At 69.1% G+C, this 20,332-nt stretch carries 18 protein-coding genes; 7 read left to right on the forward strand and 11 right to left on the reverse strand.

Annotation, left to right across the window (positions count from 1 at the left end):
• Window positions 1–69: 69 nt before the first annotated feature.
• Together G9Q41_RS12440 and G9Q41_RS22355 are read left to right on the forward strand one after the other, a co-directional pair.
• A complete protein-coding gene (locus tag G9Q41_RS12440) occupies window positions 70–1,119 on the forward strand; it encodes an endonuclease/exonuclease/phosphatase family protein (RefSeq protein ID WP_165633330.1) in 1,050 nt (349 codons plus the stop codon).
• A gap of 136 nt (window positions 1,120–1,255) precedes the next feature.
• Complete coding sequence (locus tag G9Q41_RS22355) at window positions 1,256–3,304, forward strand: thioredoxin domain-containing protein (protein WP_165633331.1); 2,049 nt, start codon at window positions 1,256–1,258, stop codon at window positions 3,302–3,304.
• A gap of 142 nt (window positions 3,305–3,446) precedes the next feature.
• On the opposite strand, the gene G9Q41_RS12450 is transcribed toward G9Q41_RS22355, so the two are convergent.
• The gene (locus G9Q41_RS12450; RefSeq protein ID WP_165633332.1) at window positions 3,447–4,124 is read right to left on the reverse strand and encodes a hemolysin III family protein; all 678 of its coding nucleotides are present in this window, start codon (window positions 4,122–4,124) and stop codon (window positions 3,447–3,449) included.
• A 153-nt stretch (window positions 4,125–4,277) separates the two neighbouring features.
• On the opposite strand from G9Q41_RS12450, the gene G9Q41_RS12455 reads away from it, so the two are divergent.
• A complete protein-coding gene (locus tag G9Q41_RS12455) occupies window positions 4,278–5,054 on the forward strand; it encodes an isoprenyl transferase (protein ID WP_165633333.1) in 777 nt (258 codons plus the stop codon).
• A 172-nt stretch (window positions 5,055–5,226) separates the two neighbouring features.
• On the opposite strand, the gene G9Q41_RS12460 is transcribed toward G9Q41_RS12455, so the two are convergent.
• Together G9Q41_RS12460 and G9Q41_RS12465 are read right to left on the reverse strand one after the other, a co-directional pair.
• A complete protein-coding gene (locus G9Q41_RS12460; RefSeq protein WP_175455157.1) occupies window positions 5,227–5,475 on the reverse strand; it encodes a hypothetical protein in 249 nt (82 codons plus the stop codon).
• 262 nt (window positions 5,476–5,737) lie between these two features.
• A complete protein-coding gene (locus G9Q41_RS12465) occupies window positions 5,738–5,986 on the reverse strand; it encodes a hypothetical protein (RefSeq protein WP_017976531.1) in 249 nt (82 codons plus the stop codon).
• Window positions 5,987–6,258: 272 nt separating this feature from the next.
• On the opposite strand from G9Q41_RS12465, the gene G9Q41_RS12470 reads away from it, so the two are divergent.
• Window positions 6,259–7,479 carry a hypothetical protein gene (locus G9Q41_RS12470; protein ID WP_347567581.1) on the forward strand — a complete coding sequence of 407 codons (1,221 nt, stop codon included), beginning with the start codon at window positions 6,259–6,261 and terminating at the stop codon, window positions 7,477–7,479.
• A 301-nt stretch (window positions 7,480–7,780) separates the two neighbouring features.
• Window positions 7,781–9,172 carry a PhoH family protein gene (locus tag G9Q41_RS12475; RefSeq protein ID WP_092526617.1) on the forward strand — a complete coding sequence of 464 codons (1,392 nt, stop codon included), beginning with the start codon at window positions 7,781–7,783 and terminating at the stop codon, window positions 9,170–9,172.
• Window positions 9,173–9,200: 28 nt separating this feature from the next.
• On the opposite strand, the gene G9Q41_RS12480 is transcribed toward G9Q41_RS12475, so the two are convergent.
• The 3 genes from G9Q41_RS12480 to G9Q41_RS22360 form a co-directional block, all read right to left on the reverse strand.
• Window positions 9,201–9,449 (reverse strand): DUF397 domain-containing protein, encoded by a 249-nt coding sequence (locus G9Q41_RS12480; RefSeq protein ID WP_092526620.1) that lies wholly within the window; start codon window positions 9,447–9,449, stop codon window positions 9,201–9,203.
• 284 nt (window positions 9,450–9,733) lie between these two features.
• Window positions 9,734–11,026 (reverse strand): Nramp family divalent metal transporter, encoded by a 1,293-nt coding sequence (locus G9Q41_RS12485; RefSeq protein ID WP_092528030.1) that lies wholly within the window; start codon window positions 11,024–11,026, stop codon window positions 9,734–9,736.
• Window positions 11,027–11,358: 332 nt separating this feature from the next.
• The gene (locus G9Q41_RS22360) at window positions 11,359–11,487 is read right to left on the reverse strand and encodes a hypothetical protein (RefSeq protein ID WP_278250863.1); all 129 of its coding nucleotides are present in this window, start codon (window positions 11,485–11,487) and stop codon (window positions 11,359–11,361) included.
• Window positions 11,488–11,946: 459 nt separating this feature from the next.
• Between G9Q41_RS22360 and G9Q41_RS22715 the strand changes: the two genes are divergently transcribed.
• Window positions 11,947–12,372, forward strand: a complete 426-nt coding sequence (locus G9Q41_RS22715; RefSeq protein WP_092526623.1) for a hypothetical protein — start codon at window positions 11,947–11,949, stop codon at window positions 12,370–12,372.
• Here G9Q41_RS22715 and G9Q41_RS12495 read toward each other — a convergent pair.
• From G9Q41_RS12495 to G9Q41_RS12515, 5 genes are all read right to left on the reverse strand, one after another.
• Window positions 12,267–13,706: a GuaB1 family IMP dehydrogenase-related protein gene (locus G9Q41_RS12495; protein ID WP_165633334.1), complete on the reverse strand. Its 1,440-nt coding sequence runs from the start codon at window positions 13,704–13,706 to the stop codon at window positions 12,267–12,269. The genes G9Q41_RS22715 and G9Q41_RS12495 overlap by 106 nt on opposite strands.
• Before the next feature lie 105 nt (window positions 13,707–13,811).
• Window positions 13,812–14,300: a DUF4288 domain-containing protein gene (locus G9Q41_RS12500; protein WP_092526628.1), complete on the reverse strand. Its 489-nt coding sequence runs from the start codon at window positions 14,298–14,300 to the stop codon at window positions 13,812–13,814.
• Between the two features lie 106 nt (window positions 14,301–14,406).
• Window positions 14,407–15,930, reverse strand: a complete 1,524-nt coding sequence (locus tag G9Q41_RS12505; RefSeq protein WP_165633335.1) for a GGDEF domain-containing protein — start codon at window positions 15,928–15,930, stop codon at window positions 14,407–14,409.
• A gap of 294 nt (window positions 15,931–16,224) precedes the next feature.
• The gene (locus tag G9Q41_RS12510) at window positions 16,225–17,622 is read right to left on the reverse strand and encodes a class II fumarate hydratase (RefSeq protein ID WP_092528032.1); all 1,398 of its coding nucleotides are present in this window, start codon (window positions 17,620–17,622) and stop codon (window positions 16,225–16,227) included.
• Between the two features lie 634 nt (window positions 17,623–18,256).
• Window positions 18,257–19,078 carry a serine protease gene (locus G9Q41_RS12515; protein ID WP_092526634.1) on the reverse strand — a complete coding sequence of 274 codons (822 nt, stop codon included), beginning with the start codon at window positions 19,076–19,078 and terminating at the stop codon, window positions 18,257–18,259.
• Window positions 19,079–19,251: 173 nt separating this feature from the next.
• Here G9Q41_RS12515 and G9Q41_RS12520 point away from each other — a divergent pair, with 173 nt between their 5' ends.
• Entirely contained in the window at window positions 19,252–20,256 is a 1,005-nt protein-coding gene (locus G9Q41_RS12520; RefSeq protein ID WP_092526637.1) for an NAD(P)/FAD-dependent oxidoreductase, read from the forward strand.
• The last annotated feature ends 76 nt before the right edge of the window (window positions 20,257–20,332 follow it).

Raw genomic sequence — 20,332 nt, forward strand, 5'->3', positions numbered from 1 at the left:
CGCGACGACGGGCGTTGATTCCGCGAATTCGGCACCCGCCTCCGAACCTCGCCCCTTACGATGAGGTCGTTGAAGATCGAGAGCTTTTCCGGGGCCGTTCCCGGTGGTCGGGGCGGAGCGTGGAAACGAAGGCTGCGAACGGCGCTCTACCTGTGCGGGCTCGCCGGGGTGGCTTCGGCGCTGTGGGCGGGCAGTCTCGGGCTCGACCTGTTCAGCCCGTGGGCACAGCTGTCGGCGCTGCGCCCCCAGCTGAACGTGCTGGTCCTGCTGATCGCCGCGGTGCCGCTGTGGCGGCGGCGCTTCGTGATCTCGGCGTTGACGCTGGTCACAGCGCTGGTTTCCACGATCGGGATGTTGTCCCCGACCTGGGGGAGGAGCGGGCCGGTCTCGTCCGGTGCGAGCTCGGTCGGGATAGCGGTCTTCAACGTTTCCGCCGACGGCGCCGACCTGGCCGAGATCGCCCGGGAGATCCGAAGCGCCGACCCGGAGGTGGTCTCACTGCCCGAGGCCTCCAGGGATTACGCCGGAAAGCTGGTCGACAGGCTCACCCGAACGGGGGACGAGTACGCGTACGAGACGGACGCCCCGCTGGTCGGTGACTTCGAGCATCCGGTCCGCAGGCGGACCGGTCCGTACCCCACCTCGCTGCTGGTGAAGCAGGAACTCGAACCGGAGTTCGGCACCGAGAACGTCGCGGGCTCGCTGGGCACGCTCGATGCGAGGATCAACGGTTCGGCGGTGTCCTGGCACGTGGCCGCCGTGCACCCATCGCCGCCGCTTCCGGGGGCGACGTCGGGTTGGTGGTCCAGCCACAGCCTGCTCGGGGAGTACTGCGCCGCGGACGAGCCGTTCGTGCTCGCCGGGGACTTCAACTCCACGCTGAACCAGGGGCCGATGCGGCGACTGACCTCCGGCGGATGCACGGACGTCGGCCGCACCGCGGGTACCGGGTTGAGCACGACCTGGCCGTCCTCCCTGCCGGAGTTCCTCGGGATCACGATCGACCACGTGCTCGTCGGGGGAAGCGAGGTGGCCGCCGCCGACTACCGGACGGTCGACATCAGCGGCACCGACCACAGAGGGCTGATCACCGAAGTGGAGCTGTCGCGGCTGAACTGATCCGGTTCCCGCACGAACCGCGCGGCGGGAGCGCTGTCCGGGTGGGGCCGCGGCCCCACCCGGGTACCCCGTGCGTACGAGCCGCACCGGGGCGACCGGGCGGACAGCGAAGCTTGCAACGTGGGAGGCTGCGAATATGGCAGAGCGGTTAGCGCAGGCGACCAGTCCGTACTTGCTCCAGCACGCCGACAACCCGGTCGACTGGTGGCCGTGGTGTGCCGAGGCGTTCGAGGAGGCCCGGCGCAGGGACGTGCCGGTGCTGCTCTCGGTCGGCTACGCCGCCTGCCACTGGTGCCACGTGATGGCTCACGAGTCGTTCGAGGATCCCGAGATCGCCGAGGTCATGAACGACAACTTCGTCAGCGTGAAGGTGGACCGGGAGGAGCGCCCGGACATCGACGCGGTCTACATCCAGGCCACCCAGGCGATGACCGGTCAGGCCGGCTGGCCGATGACCTGCTTCCTCACCCCGGACGGGGAGCCGTTCCACTGCGGCACCTACTACCCGGCGGCCCCGATGCGCGGGATGCCGTCCTTCCGGCAGCTGCTCGACGCCGTGATCAGCGCGTGGAACGAGCGCACTGAGGAGATCCGGCAGAGCGCCGCGAAGATCGTGCAGCACCTGGAGGGACAGCGCGCGGCTCTTCCCGAGTCGAACGTGGACGACGAGACGCTCGCGGGGGCGGTCACCGGGCTGACCGAGGAGTTCGACGCGAGCCGCGGCGGGTTCGGCGACTCCCCCAAGTTTCCGCCGTCGATGGTGCTGGAGTTCCTGCTGCGCCACCACGAGCGCCGTGGTGAGCAGGGCACCGGACCGCGTGCCTGGGAGATGGCCGAGAGCGTTTGCACCGCCATGGCCAGGGGCGGGATCTACGACCAGCTGGCGGGCGGTTTCTCGCGCTACAGCGTGGACGCGAGCTGGACCGTGCCGCACTTCGAGAAGATGCTCTACGACAACGCGCTGCTGCTGCGTGCCTACGCCCACCTGGCGCGGCGCTGCGCCACCGATGACGTCTCCTGCACCAGCCCGGGACTGGCCGAGCGCGTGGCCGGCGAGACGGCCGATTTCATGGTGCGCGAGCTCGGCACCGCCGAGGGCGGGTTCGCGGCTTCTCTGGACGCCGACACCGACGGCGAGGAGGGGTTGACCTACGTGTGGACCCCGGATCAGTTGCGGGAGGTGCTCGGCGCGGAGGACGGAGCCTGGGCGGCGGAGCTCTTCGGGGTCACCCGGGAGGGGACCTTCGAGCGCGGGGCCTCCACGCTGCGGCTGCCGCGCGATCCCGACGACGCGCAGCGGTGGGACCGGGTGCGCGCGGAGCTGCTGAGCGCGCGGTCCCGGCGCCCGCAGCCGGACCGGGACGACAAGGTGGTGACCGCCTGGAACGGGCTCGCGATCACCGCGCTGGCCGAGGCCGCCACCACCATGGACCGGCCCGACTGGCTGCGTGCCGCGGAGGACGCGGCGCGCTTGCTGGTCGAGACCCATTGGCGGGACGGCAGGCTGGTGCGCAACTCCCGGGCCGGTACCGCCGGGAACGCGGCCGGGGTGCTGGAGGACTACGGCTGCCTCGCCGAGGGGCTGCTCCAGCTGCACCAGGCGGGCGGTTCCCGCCGGTGGTTGGACCTGGCGTGCGAACTGCTGGACACCGCCCTGGAGCTGTTCTCCGACGAGGAGAACCCCGGTGCCTTCCACGACACCGCCGCTGATGCCGAGTCCCTGGTCAACCGTCCCTCGGATCCGACGGACAACGCCAGCCCCTCCGGGGCCGCGGCGGTGACCTCCGCGCTGGTGACGGCTTGTGCGCTCGCCGAGCCGGAACGGGCGCAGCGCTACCGGGCCGCTGCCGAGCGGTCCCTGAACCGGGCCGGTCTGCTCGCGCAACGGGCACCGAGGTTCGCGGGGCACTGGCTCGCCGCCGCGGAGGCGATGCGGCACGGTCCGCTGCAGGTCGCCGTGGCCGGGCCCGAAGGGCCGGGACGAGGGAAGCTGGCAGGTGCGGTTCGGCTGCACGCCCCCGGTGGTGCGGTCACCGTCGTGGGGGAGCCGGACAACGCGGAGGCCCCGCTGCTGGAGGGCAGGGGGACGCTGGAAGGGGAGCCCGCGGCCTACGTCTGCCGCGGCTTCGTCTGCGACCGGCCGGTCGGCACCGTGGAGGAGCTCGTAGCGGCGTTGCACGGGTGACCGGCGCTCGGGTGGTCGACGAGCGCGGTTCGCGCCGGGGCTTTCCCCGGTGCTCCCGGGACCGAAACGCCCCGCTGCGCAGTCGGATCGGCCGCGGGGGTCCGCCAAGTGACCACCCGAGCCAGCCGGGCCGCCGAAGCCCTCAGGAGTACAGGGCGAGCCAGATGGCTATGTGGTGACAGATCGCCGCGGCGGAGACCGCCGAGTGGAAGAACTCGTGGTAGCCGAACACCGCGGGCCACGGATCGGGGCGCCGGGTGGCGTAGCACACCGCCCCTCCCGTGTAGAGCAGCCCGCCGATCACGATCAGCACCAGGGCCGCCACCCCCGCTGTGCTCAGCAGGTCGGGCAGCACGAACACCGCCACCCAGCCGAGGGCGATGTAGACCGGAACCCCGACCCAGCGCGGGGAGTTGGGCCAGGCGAGTTTCAGCACGACCCCGCCGAGCGCGCCGCCCCACACCACGGAGAGCACCACCGCGCCCGTGGTCGGTCGCATGGCCAGCATCGCCAAGGGGGTGTAGGTGCCCGCTATGAACAGGAAGATCATGGAGTGGTCGAGCCGACGCATCCACGTCCGAGCTCCGAGCGTCTTCCAGGTCTTGCGGTGGTACAGCGCGCTGACCCCGAACAGGCCGAGAACGGTCGCGACGTAGACGGAAGCCCCGAGGGCCGCTTTGCCGGAGACGGTGGCGGCGGCCAGGACTATGAGAACGGCACCGGAGGCCAGCGCGCCCAGCGTCGACCAGGCGTGGATCCATCCGCGTAGGCGCGGTTTCACCGGCGCCGAGGACTGTCGGGAAGAGCTAGCCGTAGGCACGGGGCCGAGCCTACGGCAAGGGCGCTGCACTGTCCTCGGCTGCGGGGCCGCCTCCGAGCGAGGGCGCACGGGGCGTCCGGCACGCGTGTTTCTGCGCGGCGACCGTGTGGTCACTTAACGAGTTGCTCCGCTGTCCGCGTAGTCTCTTGAGACGTGGCGCTCAAGGTTCGGCTACGGGAACTTGTCTACTATCTCTACGAATGGCGGTTGCGTCGTCAGCTGGAGGGGGCCCAGCACCCCAGGCACGTCGGCGTGATCCTGGACGGCAATCGCCGTTGGGCCAGAGAGGCCGGCTTGGACGCGGACCACGGCCATCGCGCCGGGGCGCGCAAGATCTCGGACTTTCTCGGCTGGTGCAGGGAGAGCGAGGTGGAGGTTGTCACGCTGTGGTTGTTGTCCACCGACAACCTCGGCCGTGCCAGCAAAGAGGTCGACTCGCTGCTGGAGATCATCGCCGGGGTGGTCGAGGAGATCACCCAGCCGGGCACTCCGTGGCGGGTGCGCGTGGTCGGGGCGATGGATCTGCTTCCGACCGAGATGGCGGCCCGCATCTCGGCAGCGGCGCTGCGTACCGAGAACCGTTCGGGGATGCAGGTCAACGTCGCCGTCGGGTACGGCGGTCGTCAGGAGATCGCGGACGCCGTGCGCAAGCTGCTGCAGCAGCACGCGGATGCGGGAACCACCATCGAGGAACTGGCCGAGTCGCTCGATGTCGACCACATAGCCGAGCACCTGTACACCTCGGGGCAGCCCGATCCGGAGCTGGTGATCAGGACCTCGGGGGAGCAGCGGTTGTCCGGCTTCATGCTGTGGCAGTCGGCGCACTCGGAGTTCTGGTTCTGCGAGACCTACTGGCCCGCTTTCCGCCGGGTGGATTTCCTCCGGGCGTTGCGCAACTTCTCCGCCAGACACCGCCGGTTCGGCGGCTGAGTGCCCTTCCCGGTGCTGCGGGAACTGTGCTGCGGGAGCTGTGCTGCGGGAACTGCTGCGGGCGGGGACGTCACGGACGCGAAAGGGCGGGGTCGAACCGCGGTGTCCGACCCCGCCGCTTCATTCGGAGCCGCCGGGCAGGCCGGCGTCACCCGAGCGTGGTTGCCGTTCGTCAGCCACCCTTGGGGTGGTCGACGACGGGGGCGTTGACGCACTGGCTCTGCTCGGGGGAGAGCACTTCCGCGACCGCGCCGAGCACGGCGACGTCGTTGCCGCACAGCTGGACCGGCACCGCGCTGATGTTGTTGTCGTTGAGGATGTTGATGCCGTCGTTGCCCTTGGTGTCGGCGCTGGCCATGGGGGCCATGGCCATCATTCCGGCGGCGGCGATGCCTGCGGCGGCTGTAGCCTTCTTCAACACTTGAGGTCACTCTCCTTCTACGGACAGGTTCGATATCCGCGAATCACCCGGCAGGCCTCGGTTGTCCTTCAGCGCGGTGAAAGCGGTGGTTTTCGGGAAACCGCTGCCGAAGCTTTCCGGAACCGATGGTTCCCCGATTCGTCGCCGGGGAGCGCATTGTTCCCGTGCGCGGCAGCGGTTTCGATGGAAAACCGGAGTGGAAGTCACCTTTCGGTGCTGTTTCCACTCCGGTCGCTCCGGCCGTGGGGACGACTCTCGGTTGTCAGTCGGCCTTGGGGTGGTCGACGACGGGAGCGTTGACGCACTTGGCGTTGCTCGGGGAGAGGATCGGCACGACCGCGCCGAGCACGGCGACGTCGTTGTTGCACAGCTGGACCGGCAACACGCTCAGGTTGTTGTCGTTGAGGACGTTGATGCCGTCGTTGTCCTTGGTGTCGGCGCTGGCGATGGGAGCCATCGCCATCATCCCGGCGGCGGCGATACCCACAGCGGCTGTAGCCTTCTTCAGCACTTGTTCGCTCCTTGTTGGTCACGGACGATCCGAGCACGGGTCCCCACAGCGAAACCCCAGCAATTCCACAGTGGCCGTGCACACGCAGGAAAACTATCGATCGTCCGAAGGGGAGGAAAGCTGTGTAACACTATTGTGTATAGCTGATCTTTCTTCTCTAAAGGTGTCGACCATGGTTTCGCGTTGCTTGTGAGCTTTTTTCGTAAAAGCTGAGCTGGTTTCCGGGGAATCGACGTATCGCCGCGCACCGCGAGACGGCTTACCCTCCCGACGTGCACCATCGGTCGCTGATCACCGAGTACCTCAAGCTCGGCCTGCGCTTCGGGAGGGTCGCGCCCGGCTTCGTCCACGGCTACACGGGCGCCGCGCGGACGCGCGCCGAGGTCCACGCCGAGCCGCTCCCCGCACCCGCCGAACTGGCCGCCCAGGCCCGCCGCCTGCACCGGCTGGTGCGCTCCAGCGAGCTCGGCGCGCCCCGGCGGGAGTTCCTGCTGGGACAACTCGCCGCGCTGGACTGCGCCGCCCGGGTGCTGGCGGGCGAGCGGATCCCCTTCGGCGCGCGGCTGCGGCTGTACTTCCAGACCGAGGCCGTCACCGGGGACGGGGAGAGCTACGAGCGCGCGCACTCCGAACTCGACGCAGTGCTGCCGCCCGGGGGTTCGCTGGCCGAGCGCATGGCGGAGTTCCGCAGGCGCGACCGCATCCCCCGGCGGCTGGTTCCCGACTGCGTGCGCGCGCTGGCGGAGTCGCTGCGCCTGGAAACCGGGAAGCGCTTCGGGCTGCCCGAGCGCGAGACGGCCACCTACCGGTTCGTCGAGGACGCCTCGTTCAGCGGGCTGCAGCACTGCCTCGGCGACCGGCGCTCGCGGGTGTCCATCAGCCTCGCGGCTCCACACCGGCTGGGCAGTCTGCCCAGGCTGCTCGCGCACGAGGCCTACCCCGGACACCACACCCAGTACTGCCGCGCGGGGTTCCCGGAGCAGGCGATCGCGCTGGCCAACACTCCGCAGTGCGTCGTCGCCGAGGGACTCGCCGAGCTCGGCCTGGACGTGCTGATCGGTCGTGGTTGGGGGAGCTGGGCGCGGAGGGTGCTGTCCGGGATCGGCGGGACTCCGGACGGGGAACTGGCCGAGCGGGTGGACGATGCCGTGCGGAAGCTGGCCGGGGTGCGCCGCGACGCGGCTCTGATGCTGCACGAGCACGGCGCCGATCCGGCGCGGGTGCGGGCGTACCTGCGACACTGGTTGCTGCTCGACGAGGACCGCTGTGAGACCCTGTTCAAGTTGCTGGAGGATCCCCGGGCCGGGGCGTACTCGGTGCTCTACCCCGCCGGGGCGGAACTGGTCGACTCGTGGGTGACGGCCGAGGGGACGGCCGAGGGGACGGCCGGGCGCTCGCGGCGGTACCTGCGACTGCTGGAGGAACCGTTCGCGCCGCGAACCCTGCGGCGGCAACTCGCTGGACAGCGGTCCGGGTCGCACGGGCGCGCCTGACTCCGCGGAACTCGCCGGAAGCGGGGGAAAGGGATTCCGACATTCGGGTGTGCGTTGTGTGGCACTCGGATGACGATCTGTTGAATCACCTGTGTGGCCGCCTGCCAACAGCCGATCGTGCGGGTAGCGTCCGCTGTGACGGGCCGTGTAATTGCGGCCCGTCCGGGGAGGCCCTTCACCCGCGGCCGAGGCCGGAGCGGGCTCCACCCGATTGGCGCCCGGGCCGAAGCCTCTGGTGCAGGGCGGCCCGGCCCGCCAACGAACGGGTGCGAAGGACCGCGCCCGTTAGGGAGTAGCCGTGATGACACGACGTTCCCAGCAAGCGGAGCCCATCGCTGACTTCGGCTCCGCGGATTCCCCCACTCCGAACCGGCCGACCTCCGGAGACCCCGGAGGAGTGGAGGTGCGCAGCTACGTCCTGGACACTTCGGTGCTGCTGTCGGATCCGTGGGCGATAAGCAGGTTCGCAGAGCACAGCGTCGTCCTCCCACTGGTCGTGATCAGTGAGCTGGAGGGCAAGCGGCACCACCCCGAGCTCGGGTGGTTCGCCAGGGAGGCGCTGCGCGGACTCGACGATCTGCGCGTGCGGTACGGTCGGCTGGACGAGCCGGTCCCGGTGGGTGAGTCGGGTGGTCGGCTGCACGTCGAGCTGAACCACTCGGATCCGGCGGTGCTGCCGCCGGGGTTCCGCACCGACTCCAACGACGCCCGCATCCTGGCTTGCGCGCTCAACCTCTCGGCCGACGGCCATCCGGTGACCCTGATCAGCAAGGACATGCCGCTGCGGGTGAAGGCAGCGGCCGTCGCGCTGGACGCGGACGAGTACCGGGCCCAGGACGTGATCTCGACGGGCTGGTCCGGCATGGCCGATCTGGACGTGCCGCCGAACGAGGTGGACACCCTGTTCAAGAACGGTTCGGCCGATTTGGAGGAAGCCAGGGAACTGCCGGTCAACACCGGGCTGCGGTTGCTCGCGGGAACGAAGAACGCCCTGGGGCGCGTCACCGAGGACAAGTCGGTGCGGCTGGTGCGCGGTGAGCGCGAGGCCTTCGGGCTGCACGGCAGGTCCGCCGAGCAGCGAATAGCCCTGGACATCCTGATGGATCCCGAGGTCGGGATCGTCTCGCTGGGTGGCCGTGCCGGAACCGGGAAGTCGGCGCTGGCCCTGTGCGCCGGGCTGGACGCGGTGATGGAGCAGCAGCGGCACCGCAAGGTGATGGTGTTCCGGCCGCTGTACGCCGTGGGCGGGCAGCAGCTCGGCTACCTGCCGGGCAGCGAGGGCGACAAGATGCAGCCCTGGGGCCAGGCGGTTTACGACACGCTGGGCGCGCTCGCGGGGCAGAACGTCATCGACGAGGTCATGGACCGCGAGATGCTCGAAGTGCTGCCGCTGACCCACATCAGGGGACGTTCGCTGCACGACGCGTTCGTCATCGTCGACGAGGCGCAGTCCTTGGAGCGCAACGTGTTGCTCACGGTGCTGTCCAGGTTGGGCTCCAACTCGCGGGTGGTGCTCACCCACGACGTGGCGCAGCGGGACAACCTGCGGGTGGGCAGGCACGACGGCGTGGCCGCCGTGATCGAGAAGCTCAAGGGTCATCCGCTGTTCGCGCACATGACCCTGACCCGTTCGGAGCGCTCACCCGTGGCCGCGCTGGTCACGGAGATGCTGGAGGAGGAGTTCGTGTCCTAAACCGCTGCCTGCCGGGGTGTCTCCAATTCTAGGCAGAACTGGAGACACCCCGCGGGGTGCGCTGGCGCGGTCGGGTCAGCCGTGCCGGGACGTGCCCGCGAACCGCCCGGCACTGATGCCGTCCACGAAGGACCGCCACGCCGGAGAAGGTGTGCACCGCTTCTTCGGGATTCTTGGAGTCGCGGACCTCGGCCCCGGTGGAGGTGAGGCGCACCTCCGCGCAGTTGGCGCTGCCTCCGGAACTGCGACTGCTCTTGATCCAGCCGGTATCGAACATCAGACCTCTTTGAGAGTCCGTTCGAGGAACGCTCGTGATTCGCCGGGAGTGAGCGCGAGCTCGCACAGCTGTCCTTGCCCCGGAGGCGGGATCGGAGTCCGGGATCCTTCCAGTCATGGGCAAAACTGGAAGGATCCCGGATCGTGCTCTCGCACGCGCTCAGCGGAGCGGCGCTGCTCACCAGCCCGCGGGCAACTGCCTTCCCCCGGGCGAAGCTTGGTCTGCAGTGGAATGAACGAGGTCAGTCCAGCGCCGGCCACGATCACCGAAGTACGGCTGCAGTGCTAGAACCAGCCCATGACCGCCTCGATGCTCACCCAGATCGCCAGGGCAGTGGTCAGGACCAGAACGATGTTCTCCGCGACGCTCGCCTTGTGCTCGCCCAAATGGCTCGACTTGTTCACGAGGATCATGAGGCCGATCGCTGTGATCGGCACTACGACGGCCTGCATCCCGGTGACGAAGATCGCCATCTCAACGAACCCGGGCATCCCAGGGATGGACCAGACGATGGGGGAGGTCAGCATGAACAGGCTGAACCACTTGAACCACGGGTCGTCGTCGAATTTGCGCCCGAATCTTTCCCGGCGCTCCGGTCGGATCATGTGCAAACAATCGACTATGATCTTGGGGAAGCCGTTCGCGTATCCGATGACGCTGCTGTACAGAATTCCGAACGCCCCGAGGTAGAAGACGATGGCCCCGAAGCTTCCCAGGTGGAGCGACAGCGCCTTGGAGATGTCCTCCAGGCTGCTGACCTCGATGTTGTTCGGGCTGAGGATCTCGGCGCCGACGACCCAGACCGCCAAGTTGATCACTATGGCGGCGCAAATGCCGAACAGGATGTCGTTGCGCTGGGTCTTCTTGTGGTGCACGCCCTTCCAGTTCTTCTCCTGCACGAAGTAGGGGTACAGAAAGTTGGCCATCGATCCCGCCACCGCGCCGATGAGTGAGAGGGCGACGGCGAACACCCCGAAAGCGCCAGTATTGCTCGGGATGCCGAACCCCACCGTTCCCCGAGCGATCCCGCCCAGGTCGGGAACAGAGTAGATCGCCAGTCCGAGGAAGGCGATCGTCATCAACGTCAAGAGGACCTTGAGCAGGTTCTCGATGGTGCTGTAGACATTGCGGCCGATGACGAACAGGCTGAACAGGACCACCGCGCACGACCACAGGAATGGATGGCCGATGTTGAACACCCAGGAAAGGGCCTCCCCGGCGCCGGTGATCATGTAGGCGTTGAAAAAGTGGCCGCTGACGAGGATGGCAATTCCGATGAACCACGGATAGTACTTGGAAACATCGCTGTATCCCTCGACTATCGTGTTCCCCTTCAGGTTCAGAACTTGGTACCTGCCCATGAGGTTCACGATGACGAATCGAACGACCAGGGAGAGAGCGAGCAGCCACATGAGGTTGTACCCGTAGCTTGAGCCCGACACGGAGGCAGTGACGAGGTCACCGGCTCCCATCATGCTCAGGACTGCCACGATTCCTGGCCCGAACTTTCGGATTCGACCCATGAAGAACTTGTCCGGGGTGTCCACGGCCGTCTTGTTGCCTTCTTCTTGTTCCATCAGCAAAGACCTCGGTAATTCGTGGAATCGTCACTGTTCGGTTCTGAAGGTGTGCGATGACTTCGGTGCTGTCCACCGACGCGGGTGAGATTTGGGGAATCCGCGGTCAACTCGGGGTCATGGAGATCCCCGTTTTCCAGGTGAGCTGTCCCCGCGGTAGGCGCAATTGCCTCCTGCGCGGTGTGCAAATCCCCGGCTGGAATGCGCGTCGACCGCCGGGTCGGTTCGAGACGCGTCCCGGTGCGTGTGGTTACTGTTCGCGGTTCACAGGAACGTGGTGCGGGGGAGCCCGAGCAGTGACGGGCCTGCGTGATGGGGCCCCGCGGGATTCGTCACGCGACGACGCCCCCGCCTCGCCCCGCTCCCTCGGGAGCTCGCGGCGTTGCCCGCTCGATGCGCAGCTGTGCCCGGGCACCGCTGAGGTTGAGCAGCATGCTGCCCATGCTGTCGTGCCCGGTCACCGGGAGTGCGTGCAGATCCCGCGGGGCTTTCGAGACCGCAGCGGTTACCGCCGTTTCGGCCTCGGTCGGGGTGCGGGAGAAGAACTCCCCGGTCCCGCCTGTCGCGAACAGCCCGGCGGCGCTGCATCCGCTCAGCCATCGGACGTTTCCGCGGTGGGAGGATTCGTCGAAGCTCGAATTTTGCCGCGAGTGAGGAACCGGGAACGAGAACAGCCCGGAATTCGGCTCTCGGGCGACTTCGAGCGACTTCGGGCGGTGAGAGGTGGGGCATCGATTCGTCTTCCTCCGGTTGCGAATGTTGGTTGGAGGTGACGCTAGAGTTAACCATCGATGCGTGTCTAACTCAGATTAAGCATCCACCGATGTCTTGAGAGTATCGATGTTTACACTCGCCCAGCTGTTCGATTTCGACGCGGTCGTCGAGCAGGGCAACCTCGGAGGGCCGCGCAGCGGTCGCGCATGACCCGGCCCTCGCTGATTCGGCGGATTCAGCAACTGGAAAAGGAACTGCAGGTCCGGTTGTTCTGGCGGGACAGCCGGACGGTGTGGCGCATTTCGGCAGGCAGGGCGCGCGTTCCTGCCGGACGCGCGCGGGCTGCTCTGCGAGCCGACACGCGGCCCTCTCGGTGCGTGGGGTGGACGTTGGGGACAGGAGACGGGATTCGCCGCGCCCTCGGACGGGTCTCACCTCTCCGCGAGACACGTCGGACCCGGCCTCCGCCCAGTTGTGGGCCAAACCGGGCGGAGGCCGGGGCGCGTGCTCAACGGAGCGGCGCTGCTCACCAGCCGGCGGGAAGCGGCCTTCCCTCGGCGAAGCCCGCTGCGGACTGGATGCCCACGACCGCGCGCTCGTGGAACTCCGCCAGCGAACGCGCCCCCGCGTAGGTGCAGGAGGAGCGCAGCCCGGAGCTGATCCGGTCGAGCAGGTCCTCCACGCCGGGTGCCGTCGGGTCGAGCTTCATCCGCGAGCTGGAGATCCCCTCCTCGAACAACGCCTTGCGCGCCTGGTCGAACCCGCTGTCCGAACGAGTCCGCGCGGTCACCGCGCGCTTGGAGGCCATCCCGAAGGACTCCTTGTAGGCGTTGCCGTGCTCGTCGCGCTGCATGTCGCCGGGGGACTCGTACGTCCCGGCGAACCAGGAGCCCACCATCACCGAGGAGGCACCGGCGGCCAGCGCCAGCGCCACGTCGCGCGGGTGCCGGACACCACCGTCGGCCCAGATCCGCTTGCCCAGCTCACGGGCGGTCTCGGCGCACTCGGCCACTGCCGAGAACTGCGGCCTGCCGACCCCGGTCATCATCCTGGTCGTGCACATCGCACCCGGTCCGACACCGACCTTGATCACGTCGGCCCCGGCCTCGGCGAGGTCCCGCACTCCCTCGGCCGTGACCACGTTGCCCGCCACCACGGGAACGGACGGCGAGATCGAGCGGACAGCGCGCAACGCGGAGATCATCTTCTCCTGGTGGCCGTGCGCGGTGTCGGCCACCAGCATGTCCACTCCGGCTTCGAGCAGTGCCGAGGCCTTGCCCGCCACGTCACCGCTCACGCCGACCGCGGCCGCCACCCGCAGCCTGCCCGCGGAGTCCACGGCCGGGGTGTAGATCTCCGAGCGCAGCGCTCCGCGCCTGGTCATGATCCCCGCGAGCACGCCGTTCTCGTCCGTGGCCAGCGCCACGCCCCGGCCCTGCTGGTGCAGCTTCTCGAAAACCTCGCGCGGCGCGGTGTCCAGCGGCAGCGTGACCGGCTCGCGGTCGGCGACCTCGTCGAGCCGCGCGAACCGGTCCACTCCGGTGCAGGACTGCTCGTCGACGGTGCCCAGCGGGCGGTCCGCGTCGTCGACGATCACGACCGCCCCGTGCGCCCGCTTCGGGAGCAGGTTGAGCGCGTCGGCCACCGCGTCGCCCTCGTGCAGCACGAGCGGGGTGTCCCACACGGTGTGCCGGGACTTCACCCACGAGACGATCTCGGCCACGGCCTCGGGCGCCACGTCCTGCGGAAGCACCACGAGCCCGCCGCGCCGAGCGATCGTCTCGGCCATCCGGCGCCCCGCGACGGCGGTCATGTTGGCGACCACGAGCGGCAGGGTCGTCCCCGAACCGTCCTCGGTCGACAGATCCACGTCGAAGCGCGATTCGACGCCGGAACGTGCCGGGGCGAGGAACACGTCGTCGTAGGTCAGGTCTGTGGTGGGCTGTTGCCCGTTCAAGAACCGCACAACCCCTCAGACTACCCGCGAAAGCCCCTCGGTTCACCGGGCCGGAAAGGGATCGCGGGGGAAGTCACCACGCCGCGCCCCGCCGCGGTCCGGCGCCGGTCGGGCTCAGAGCTCCTCGTCGGCCAGGGTCGGCTCGAAGGAGCTGTACTGGGCGTAGTTCCGGAAGAACCGGCTGTACAGCTCGGAGCCGTCGTCGAAGGTGGCGTCCTCGATCCGCTTGACCTCGACCACGTGCTTGAGGCGCCATGTGACCAGCTCCTGATTCTCGTTGTAGTAGCTGACCTCCTGCTGCTTGCCGTACTCCCTGGCCTTCTCGGAGGCCTCCTCGTCGGAGGAGGCGGTCAGCAGCACGAACGACTCCTCGTACAGCGGCCGGAAGCCCTCCGACTCGGAAGTCGACTCGGTCACCAGCACGGCCACGTAGGGCTCGGGCTCCGAACCGGCGAACACGGAAGCGCGTTCTCCCGAGGCCGCTCCGGCGCCACCGATGTTGATCGAACGGTCGCTCTCCTCGACCAGCTCCTCGGGAAGCTCCACCGGCGGTGGCATGTCGCGGGACTGATCGGCGTCCGGTTCGCTGCCGCGGTTGCTCATGCCCGCCAGTTTCTCACTAGCGAGGTGCCCGCCGGTCGGGCGGTGCCGAGGGGTTCGCCCGGGAACGGGGGATTCGTGACTCGGAGGGGCCCCCGGGCCGGGAGTTCTAGGCCGAACCGGCCAGGCGCCCCTTCCTGCCGAGCATCGCGCGGTCGGCGGACTCCAGGGCGGCGGAGAGCCGCAGCGGTTCGCTCAGCTCGGCCCAGCCGATCGTCACCGACACGGGGGTGCCCGCCACCAGCGCGTCCCAGTCGCCTTCGGCCACGGCCCCGGCGATCCTGGCACCGATCCGGTGGGCGTCGGTCAGGTCGGTGTTCGGGAGCACGGCGACGAACTCGTCCCCTCCGTAGCGCGCGACGAAGTCGCCCTGGCGCAGCGTGCGGGTGAGGATGGCGGCCACCCGCTGCAGCACCAGGTCCCCGGACAGGTGCCCGTAGACCGTGTTGACCTCCTTGAAACCGTCCAGGTCGATGACTCCGACTGCGGCTCGGACCCGGTTCTCGGAGAGTCGTGCCACGTGGCGGTCGAAGTGCCTGCGGTTGGGCAGGCCGGTCAGGGGGTCGGTGAGCGCTTCGGAGGCGTACTGCTCCACGGTCCGGCGCAGCGTCTCGTGGTCGAGCTGGGCCCTGGTCCCGTCCACCAGGCCGTCCCTGAGCTGCCCGCCGTTCCCGGTCGAGATCCTGGTCGCCTCCCGGTCGGCCGCGCGGGCCGCCCGGTGGTCGTCCAGCGCCGCGTGGGCGAGGGCGCGAACGCGGGGGACCTCGGCGGCTCCGAGGGTGTAGGGGTTCACCGAGCGTCCCTCGAGCCGTTCCAGGGCCGCCGCGGGGTGCCCGGTGTGGATGTCGCGGCAGGCCGCGGCGAGCAGTCGCAGGTCCGCGACCTCCCAGCCATGCTCCTCGGCGGTGAGCAGCACCGGATCGATCTCGGCCGGTTCTCCGAGGGCCCGCAACCTGACCGCCGCGTACCCGTAGTAGTGCTGCTCGGCGGGCCAGAGCTGGCGGGGATCGGTGCGCTCGGACCAGGTGTCCAGCACCCGGCGGAGCATGTTGACGCAGGCTTCGGTGTCACCGTGGTGGTCCAGCGAGACCGCCCAGCGGACCCCGACCTCGGGCAGGGCGTGGTCACCGCTGGGCAGTCCGAGGGACTGGGCGGCCCGGTAGCAGCGCTCGGCGATAGGAACCGCCTGAGCGTGGAAACCGACGTACGAGTAGGTCACTGCTAGGTCGTGGCGGGCGGTGACGATCTCCTCGGTCGGCCCGTTCTCGATCTCGATCTCCCGCCCGGACTGGACCAGGTGGCGCACGCAGCGTTCCAGCGATTCGGGAGCGGCGATGATCCCGGCCAGGGCGTGCAGGTGGCCGCGCAGCGCGGGGGCCTGCTCGTTCTCCAGGGCCTCGAACGCCCGGTCCAGCACCGCCGGGCACTCCTCGGTGCGTCCGAGGTTGAACAGCCGCCCCAGCTTGAGGACGAGGGCCCGACTGGCCACGAGCGGATCCCGGGTCTCGGCGGCCACGCCGTCGGCGATCTCGATGGCCCCGGCGTTGTCGCCGTTGCGGGTCAACGAGCGGATCCGCTCGAAGCGGTTCGCGAAATCCGCTCCGGAGTCGACTTCTGTTCCAGGAACCTGCATCACCTGTCCCCGCAGTGTTCGACCGGCGGCAACCGGCTGCCGTCATCTGTGCACGATAGTGCCATGTAGATGTGAAAGTAGTCACGAGCAGCGGATCGCGAGGTGGCGGAGTTCCGCCCGCTCGTCCAGCCCGCCCCCGGGCCGGGTGAGCGAGCGGGGCGGGAAGTCCGGGACCGGGCCGGTGCCCGGTCCCGGCGCGGGGTGCCCCGACCGGGGACCCCGCCGTACCACGACATCCCCGGCCCGGCCCCGAGGAGCGCGCCGCTCGTCCCGACCGCGGAGGCGGAACCGGCCTCAGCGCTCGGCGCGCGCCATGCTCAGCACGTCCAGCGCCGTGTCGAGCTGCTCCTTGGTCAACTTGCCTGCCTCGATGTAGCCGCGCTCCAGCACGACGTCGCGGATGGTCTTGCGCTCCTTCAACGCCTGCTTGGCCACGGAGGCGGCCTCCTCGTAGCCGATGTAGCGGTTGAGCGGGGTGACGATGGAGGGGGAACCCTCGGCGTACTCGCGGGTCTGCTCGGTGTTGACCTCCACGCCCGCGAAGACCTTCTCGGCCAGCAGCCTGGAGACGGCGGCCAGCAGCCGAGCGGACTCGAGCACGTTCCTGGCGATGACCGGCAGGTTCACGTTCAACTGGAAGTTGCCCTGCGAACCGGCGAAGGAGACCGCGGCGTCGTTGCCGACCACCTGGGCGACCACCTGCATCGTCGCCTCGGGGATCACCGGGTTGACCTTGCCGGGCATGATCGAGGAACCGGGCTGCAGGTCCGGCAGCGCCAGCTCGGACAGCCCGGTGCGCGGGCCGGAACCGAGCCAGCGCAGGTCGTTGGCGATCTTGTTGAGGCTCACGCCCGCGGTGCGCAGGTTCCCGGAGGTCTCCACCACGCCGTCCTGGCTGGCCTGGGCCTCGAAGTGGTTGCGCGCCTCGGTCAGCGGCAGCTCGGTCACCCGCGCCAGCTCCGCGGACACCGCTGCTCCGAACCCTTCGGGGGCGTTGAGTCCCGAACCGACGGCCGTGCCGCCGATGGGCAGCTCACCCAGCCTGTCGAGTCCGGCGCGCAGCCGTTCGACCCCGTAGCGCACCTGGGCGGCCCAGGCCCCGGCCTCCTGGCCGAGCGTGATCGGAACCGCGTCCATCAGGTGGGTGCGCCCGGACTTGACGATCTCGTCCCACTCGGAGGCCTTGACCTCGATGGCCGCGGCCAGCTGCTCCAGCGCGGGCACGGTGTCGGTGAGCACCGCCTCGGTGGCCGCCACGTGGATGGTGGTGGGGAAGGTGTCGTTGGAGGACTGCGAGGCGTTGACGTGGTCGTTGGGGTGCACGTCCCGCCCGAGCGAACGCGTGGCGAGGGTGGCGATGACCTCGTTGGCGTTCATGTTCGACGAGGTCCCGGAGCCGGTCTGGAACACGTCGATGGGGAAGTGCTCGTCGTGGTGTCCGGCGGCGACCTCGTCAGCCGCGGCCGCGATGGCCGCGGACATGTCCGAGTCCAGCACCCCCAGCTGGCCGTTGACCCGGGCGGTGGCGGCCTTGAGCAGGCCGAGCGCGCGGATCTGGGCACGTTCCAGCCCGTGCCCGGAGACCGGGAAGTTGTCCACGGCACGCTGGGTCTGCGCGCGGTACAGCGCCTCGGCGGGCACCTGGACCTCGCCCATCGTGTCGTGCTCGGTGCGGTATTGCTGTTCACTCATGTTGAGAGTGTGAACCGTGGGGTCAGGAGTGGTCAGTATGGGTTCGACCACGTTGGGAGAGTCGGCGGTGCCGCTTGCTTGGCGGTGCGGGTGGCGGAACCTCTCGCGGGCTCTCGCTCCGGCGAGGCCCGACATCGGGTAGCGACCTACACAACGTCGGGCCTTCCTCACGAGAGCACCACGAGAGAACCCGCGGCGGTGCCGACTGCTCAGGCTCAAAGCGCTCGCGTTGGGGTGGGGCTTTTTCGGGGACTGGCTTGTCGTAGGTGAGTCTCGTGGGGAGCCTCGGTCGGCGCCCGGCTGCGGGTGTCCCGACATCGGGTAGCCACCTACACAACGTCTCCGGCCGTCCTCGCCGGGCACTCGACTGAGAACCCGCGGCGGTGCTGGTGGGCAGGGCGGGTGTGAGCGGCTGCGCCGCTCGAAGAGCTCCGGCCGTGCAGGGCACCCGACTCACGCACCGGAGCTTCTCGTTCTGCGTGGGCTGAAGCGCTCGCGTTGGGGTGAGGGACTTTTCGACGGGTCGGTTTCGGCGCGGTGAGGTCGTCCGGCACGTGGGGGCGCGGGCACGCCCTCGGCACGCACCCGCTGCGTCCGCTGTGGACGGGAGGTGCGTGCCGCGCGGCGCGTCGGGTCATCCTTGCGTGTGCGAGCGGATCCAGTCGCCGTAGGCGGTGGCGTCGGTGTAGACGGAAGGTGCCGTTCCGCAGGCGGGGATCGGACTGCCGAGCCTGCTGGTGACCCCGATCAGTTTCCGGTCGCCGGGTTCACCGCGCAGCTGCGGCCCTCCGGAATCGCCGAAGCAGGCGTTCGAGAACGGCTTGTCGCTGCTCGTGCACAGCTCGGTGGCCCCGTCGATGGTGCCGAGGCTGCACTGGAGGTCGCTTACCAGTTTGGTGTCCAGCTGCTGGAGCTGTTCGGGCGGTTGGCCGCAGCCGCGGGTGCGGCAGGTGAGGCCCCAACCGATGATGCTGGTGGGGGTGCCCGCCTGGCCGGGCTGCTCCGCGAGCTCGACCGGTTGTTGTTCCACGGACTGGTCCAACTTGACCAGTGCGATGTCGCCCTGCGGTGATTCGGTGGCGTAGTCCGGGTGGGGGACTGCGCTGTCGACGCCGGTGACGGTTCCGCCGGTGGTGTGATCGGAGCTGCCGATGCGCACTTGGAGCTCGTCGGCCGAGACGTCCTGGACGCAGTGGGCCGCCGTGAGCGCCCACTGCTCGTCGATGAGCGAAGCACCGCAGAAGTGCTTGCCGTTCTGCTGCAGGGAGGCCATCCACTCGTACGACTCGTCGGCCTGGTCACCGCCCACGATCATCGTGTTCGGTTCGTCCGGTGCGGGTGTGGCTCCGGCGGCGGGAACAACGGCCAGGGCCATGGCCGCGGCCGCGAATCCGCCCAACAGCGTAGCTGTTTTTCGCACGGTGCTCTCCGTTTCGCTGCCGGTGATCGATTGCACGGCAACGTAGAAGCTTTGTTACTCGCCAGGTACCGCTGAACACCGCACGGATCTCGTCCGTTCGGAGTAGTGGGCGCGCGTGAATGGACGCGCCCTCCTTTCGGTTACGCACGGTGGGGCGGTCGGACTACGCTGGGGGACCGGCGTTCCCGTCGCCCCGTGAGGGGGTATGGATGAGTGGTGAAGCGGTATCGAGCGACCGTCCGGCCGCCGAGGTCGACGTGCTGATCGTCGGTGCGGGGCCGACCGGTCTCTACGCCGCCTACTACGCCGGTTTTCGCGGACTGACCTCGGCCCTGGTCGACTCGCTGCCCGAACCGGGAGGCCAGGTGACCGCCATGTACCCGGAGAAGCGGATTTTCGACGTGGCCGGCTTCCCCGAAGTGCGCGGCAAGGACCTGGTCGGCGCGCTGGTGGAGCAGGCCGGCAGATACGAGCCCACCTACCTGCTCGGGAGGTACGCCACCGAGCTCTCCGAAGTACCGGAGGGATTCGTGGTGGAGCTCGGTGACGGGACCAGCGTGCGCACCGGGGCCGTGCTGGTCACCGCGGGGATCGGGGAGTTCACACCCCGCCCGCTGCCCGCCGCCGACGGCTGGCTCGACAAGGGAGTGGTGCACTTCATCCCCGAGCTGGAGGTGCACAGTGGACGAGACGTCGTCGTGGTCGGAGGCGGGGACTCCGCGTTCGACTGGGCCCTGGCGCTGCACCCCGTGGCGAACAGCGTCACGCTCGTGCACCGCAGGGCGCGCTTCCGCGCCCAGGCCGGGCTGATCCAGGAGGTGGAGCGGCTCGGAGTGCCGATGATCACCGAGGCCGAGGTCTTCGAGATCAGGGGCGACGAGAACGGCGTCCGCGAGGTCGAGCTCGAACTCGGCGACGGCACGCGGCGGGTGCTCACGGCGCAGACCGTCGTCGCCGCGCTCGGATTCACGGCTGACCTGGGGGCGATCGAGCACTGGGGACTGGAGCTGGAGAAGCGCTCCATCAAAGTGGACACCACCATGCGCACCACCAGGAAGGGGATCTACGCGGCCGGCGACATCGCCACCTACCCCGGCAAGGTCAAGCTCATCGCGACCGGCTTCGGGGAAGCGGCCACGGCGATCAACAACATCGCCGTCGAGCTGGACCCCGCGGCCAGGCTGTTTCCCGGGCACTCCACCAACAAGGGGTGAACCGCCGGTTCCTCGAGCCGCTGTCCTCGGCGCTTCCGGGGACATTCTCCGGTGCTGCCCGGGACGGAGAACCCGA

Origin of the sequence: Actinopolyspora sp. BKK2, assembly GCF_011291845.1 — a bacterium.
Classification (GTDB): Bacteria; Actinomycetota; Actinomycetes; order Mycobacteriales; family Pseudonocardiaceae; genus Actinopolyspora; species Actinopolyspora saharensis.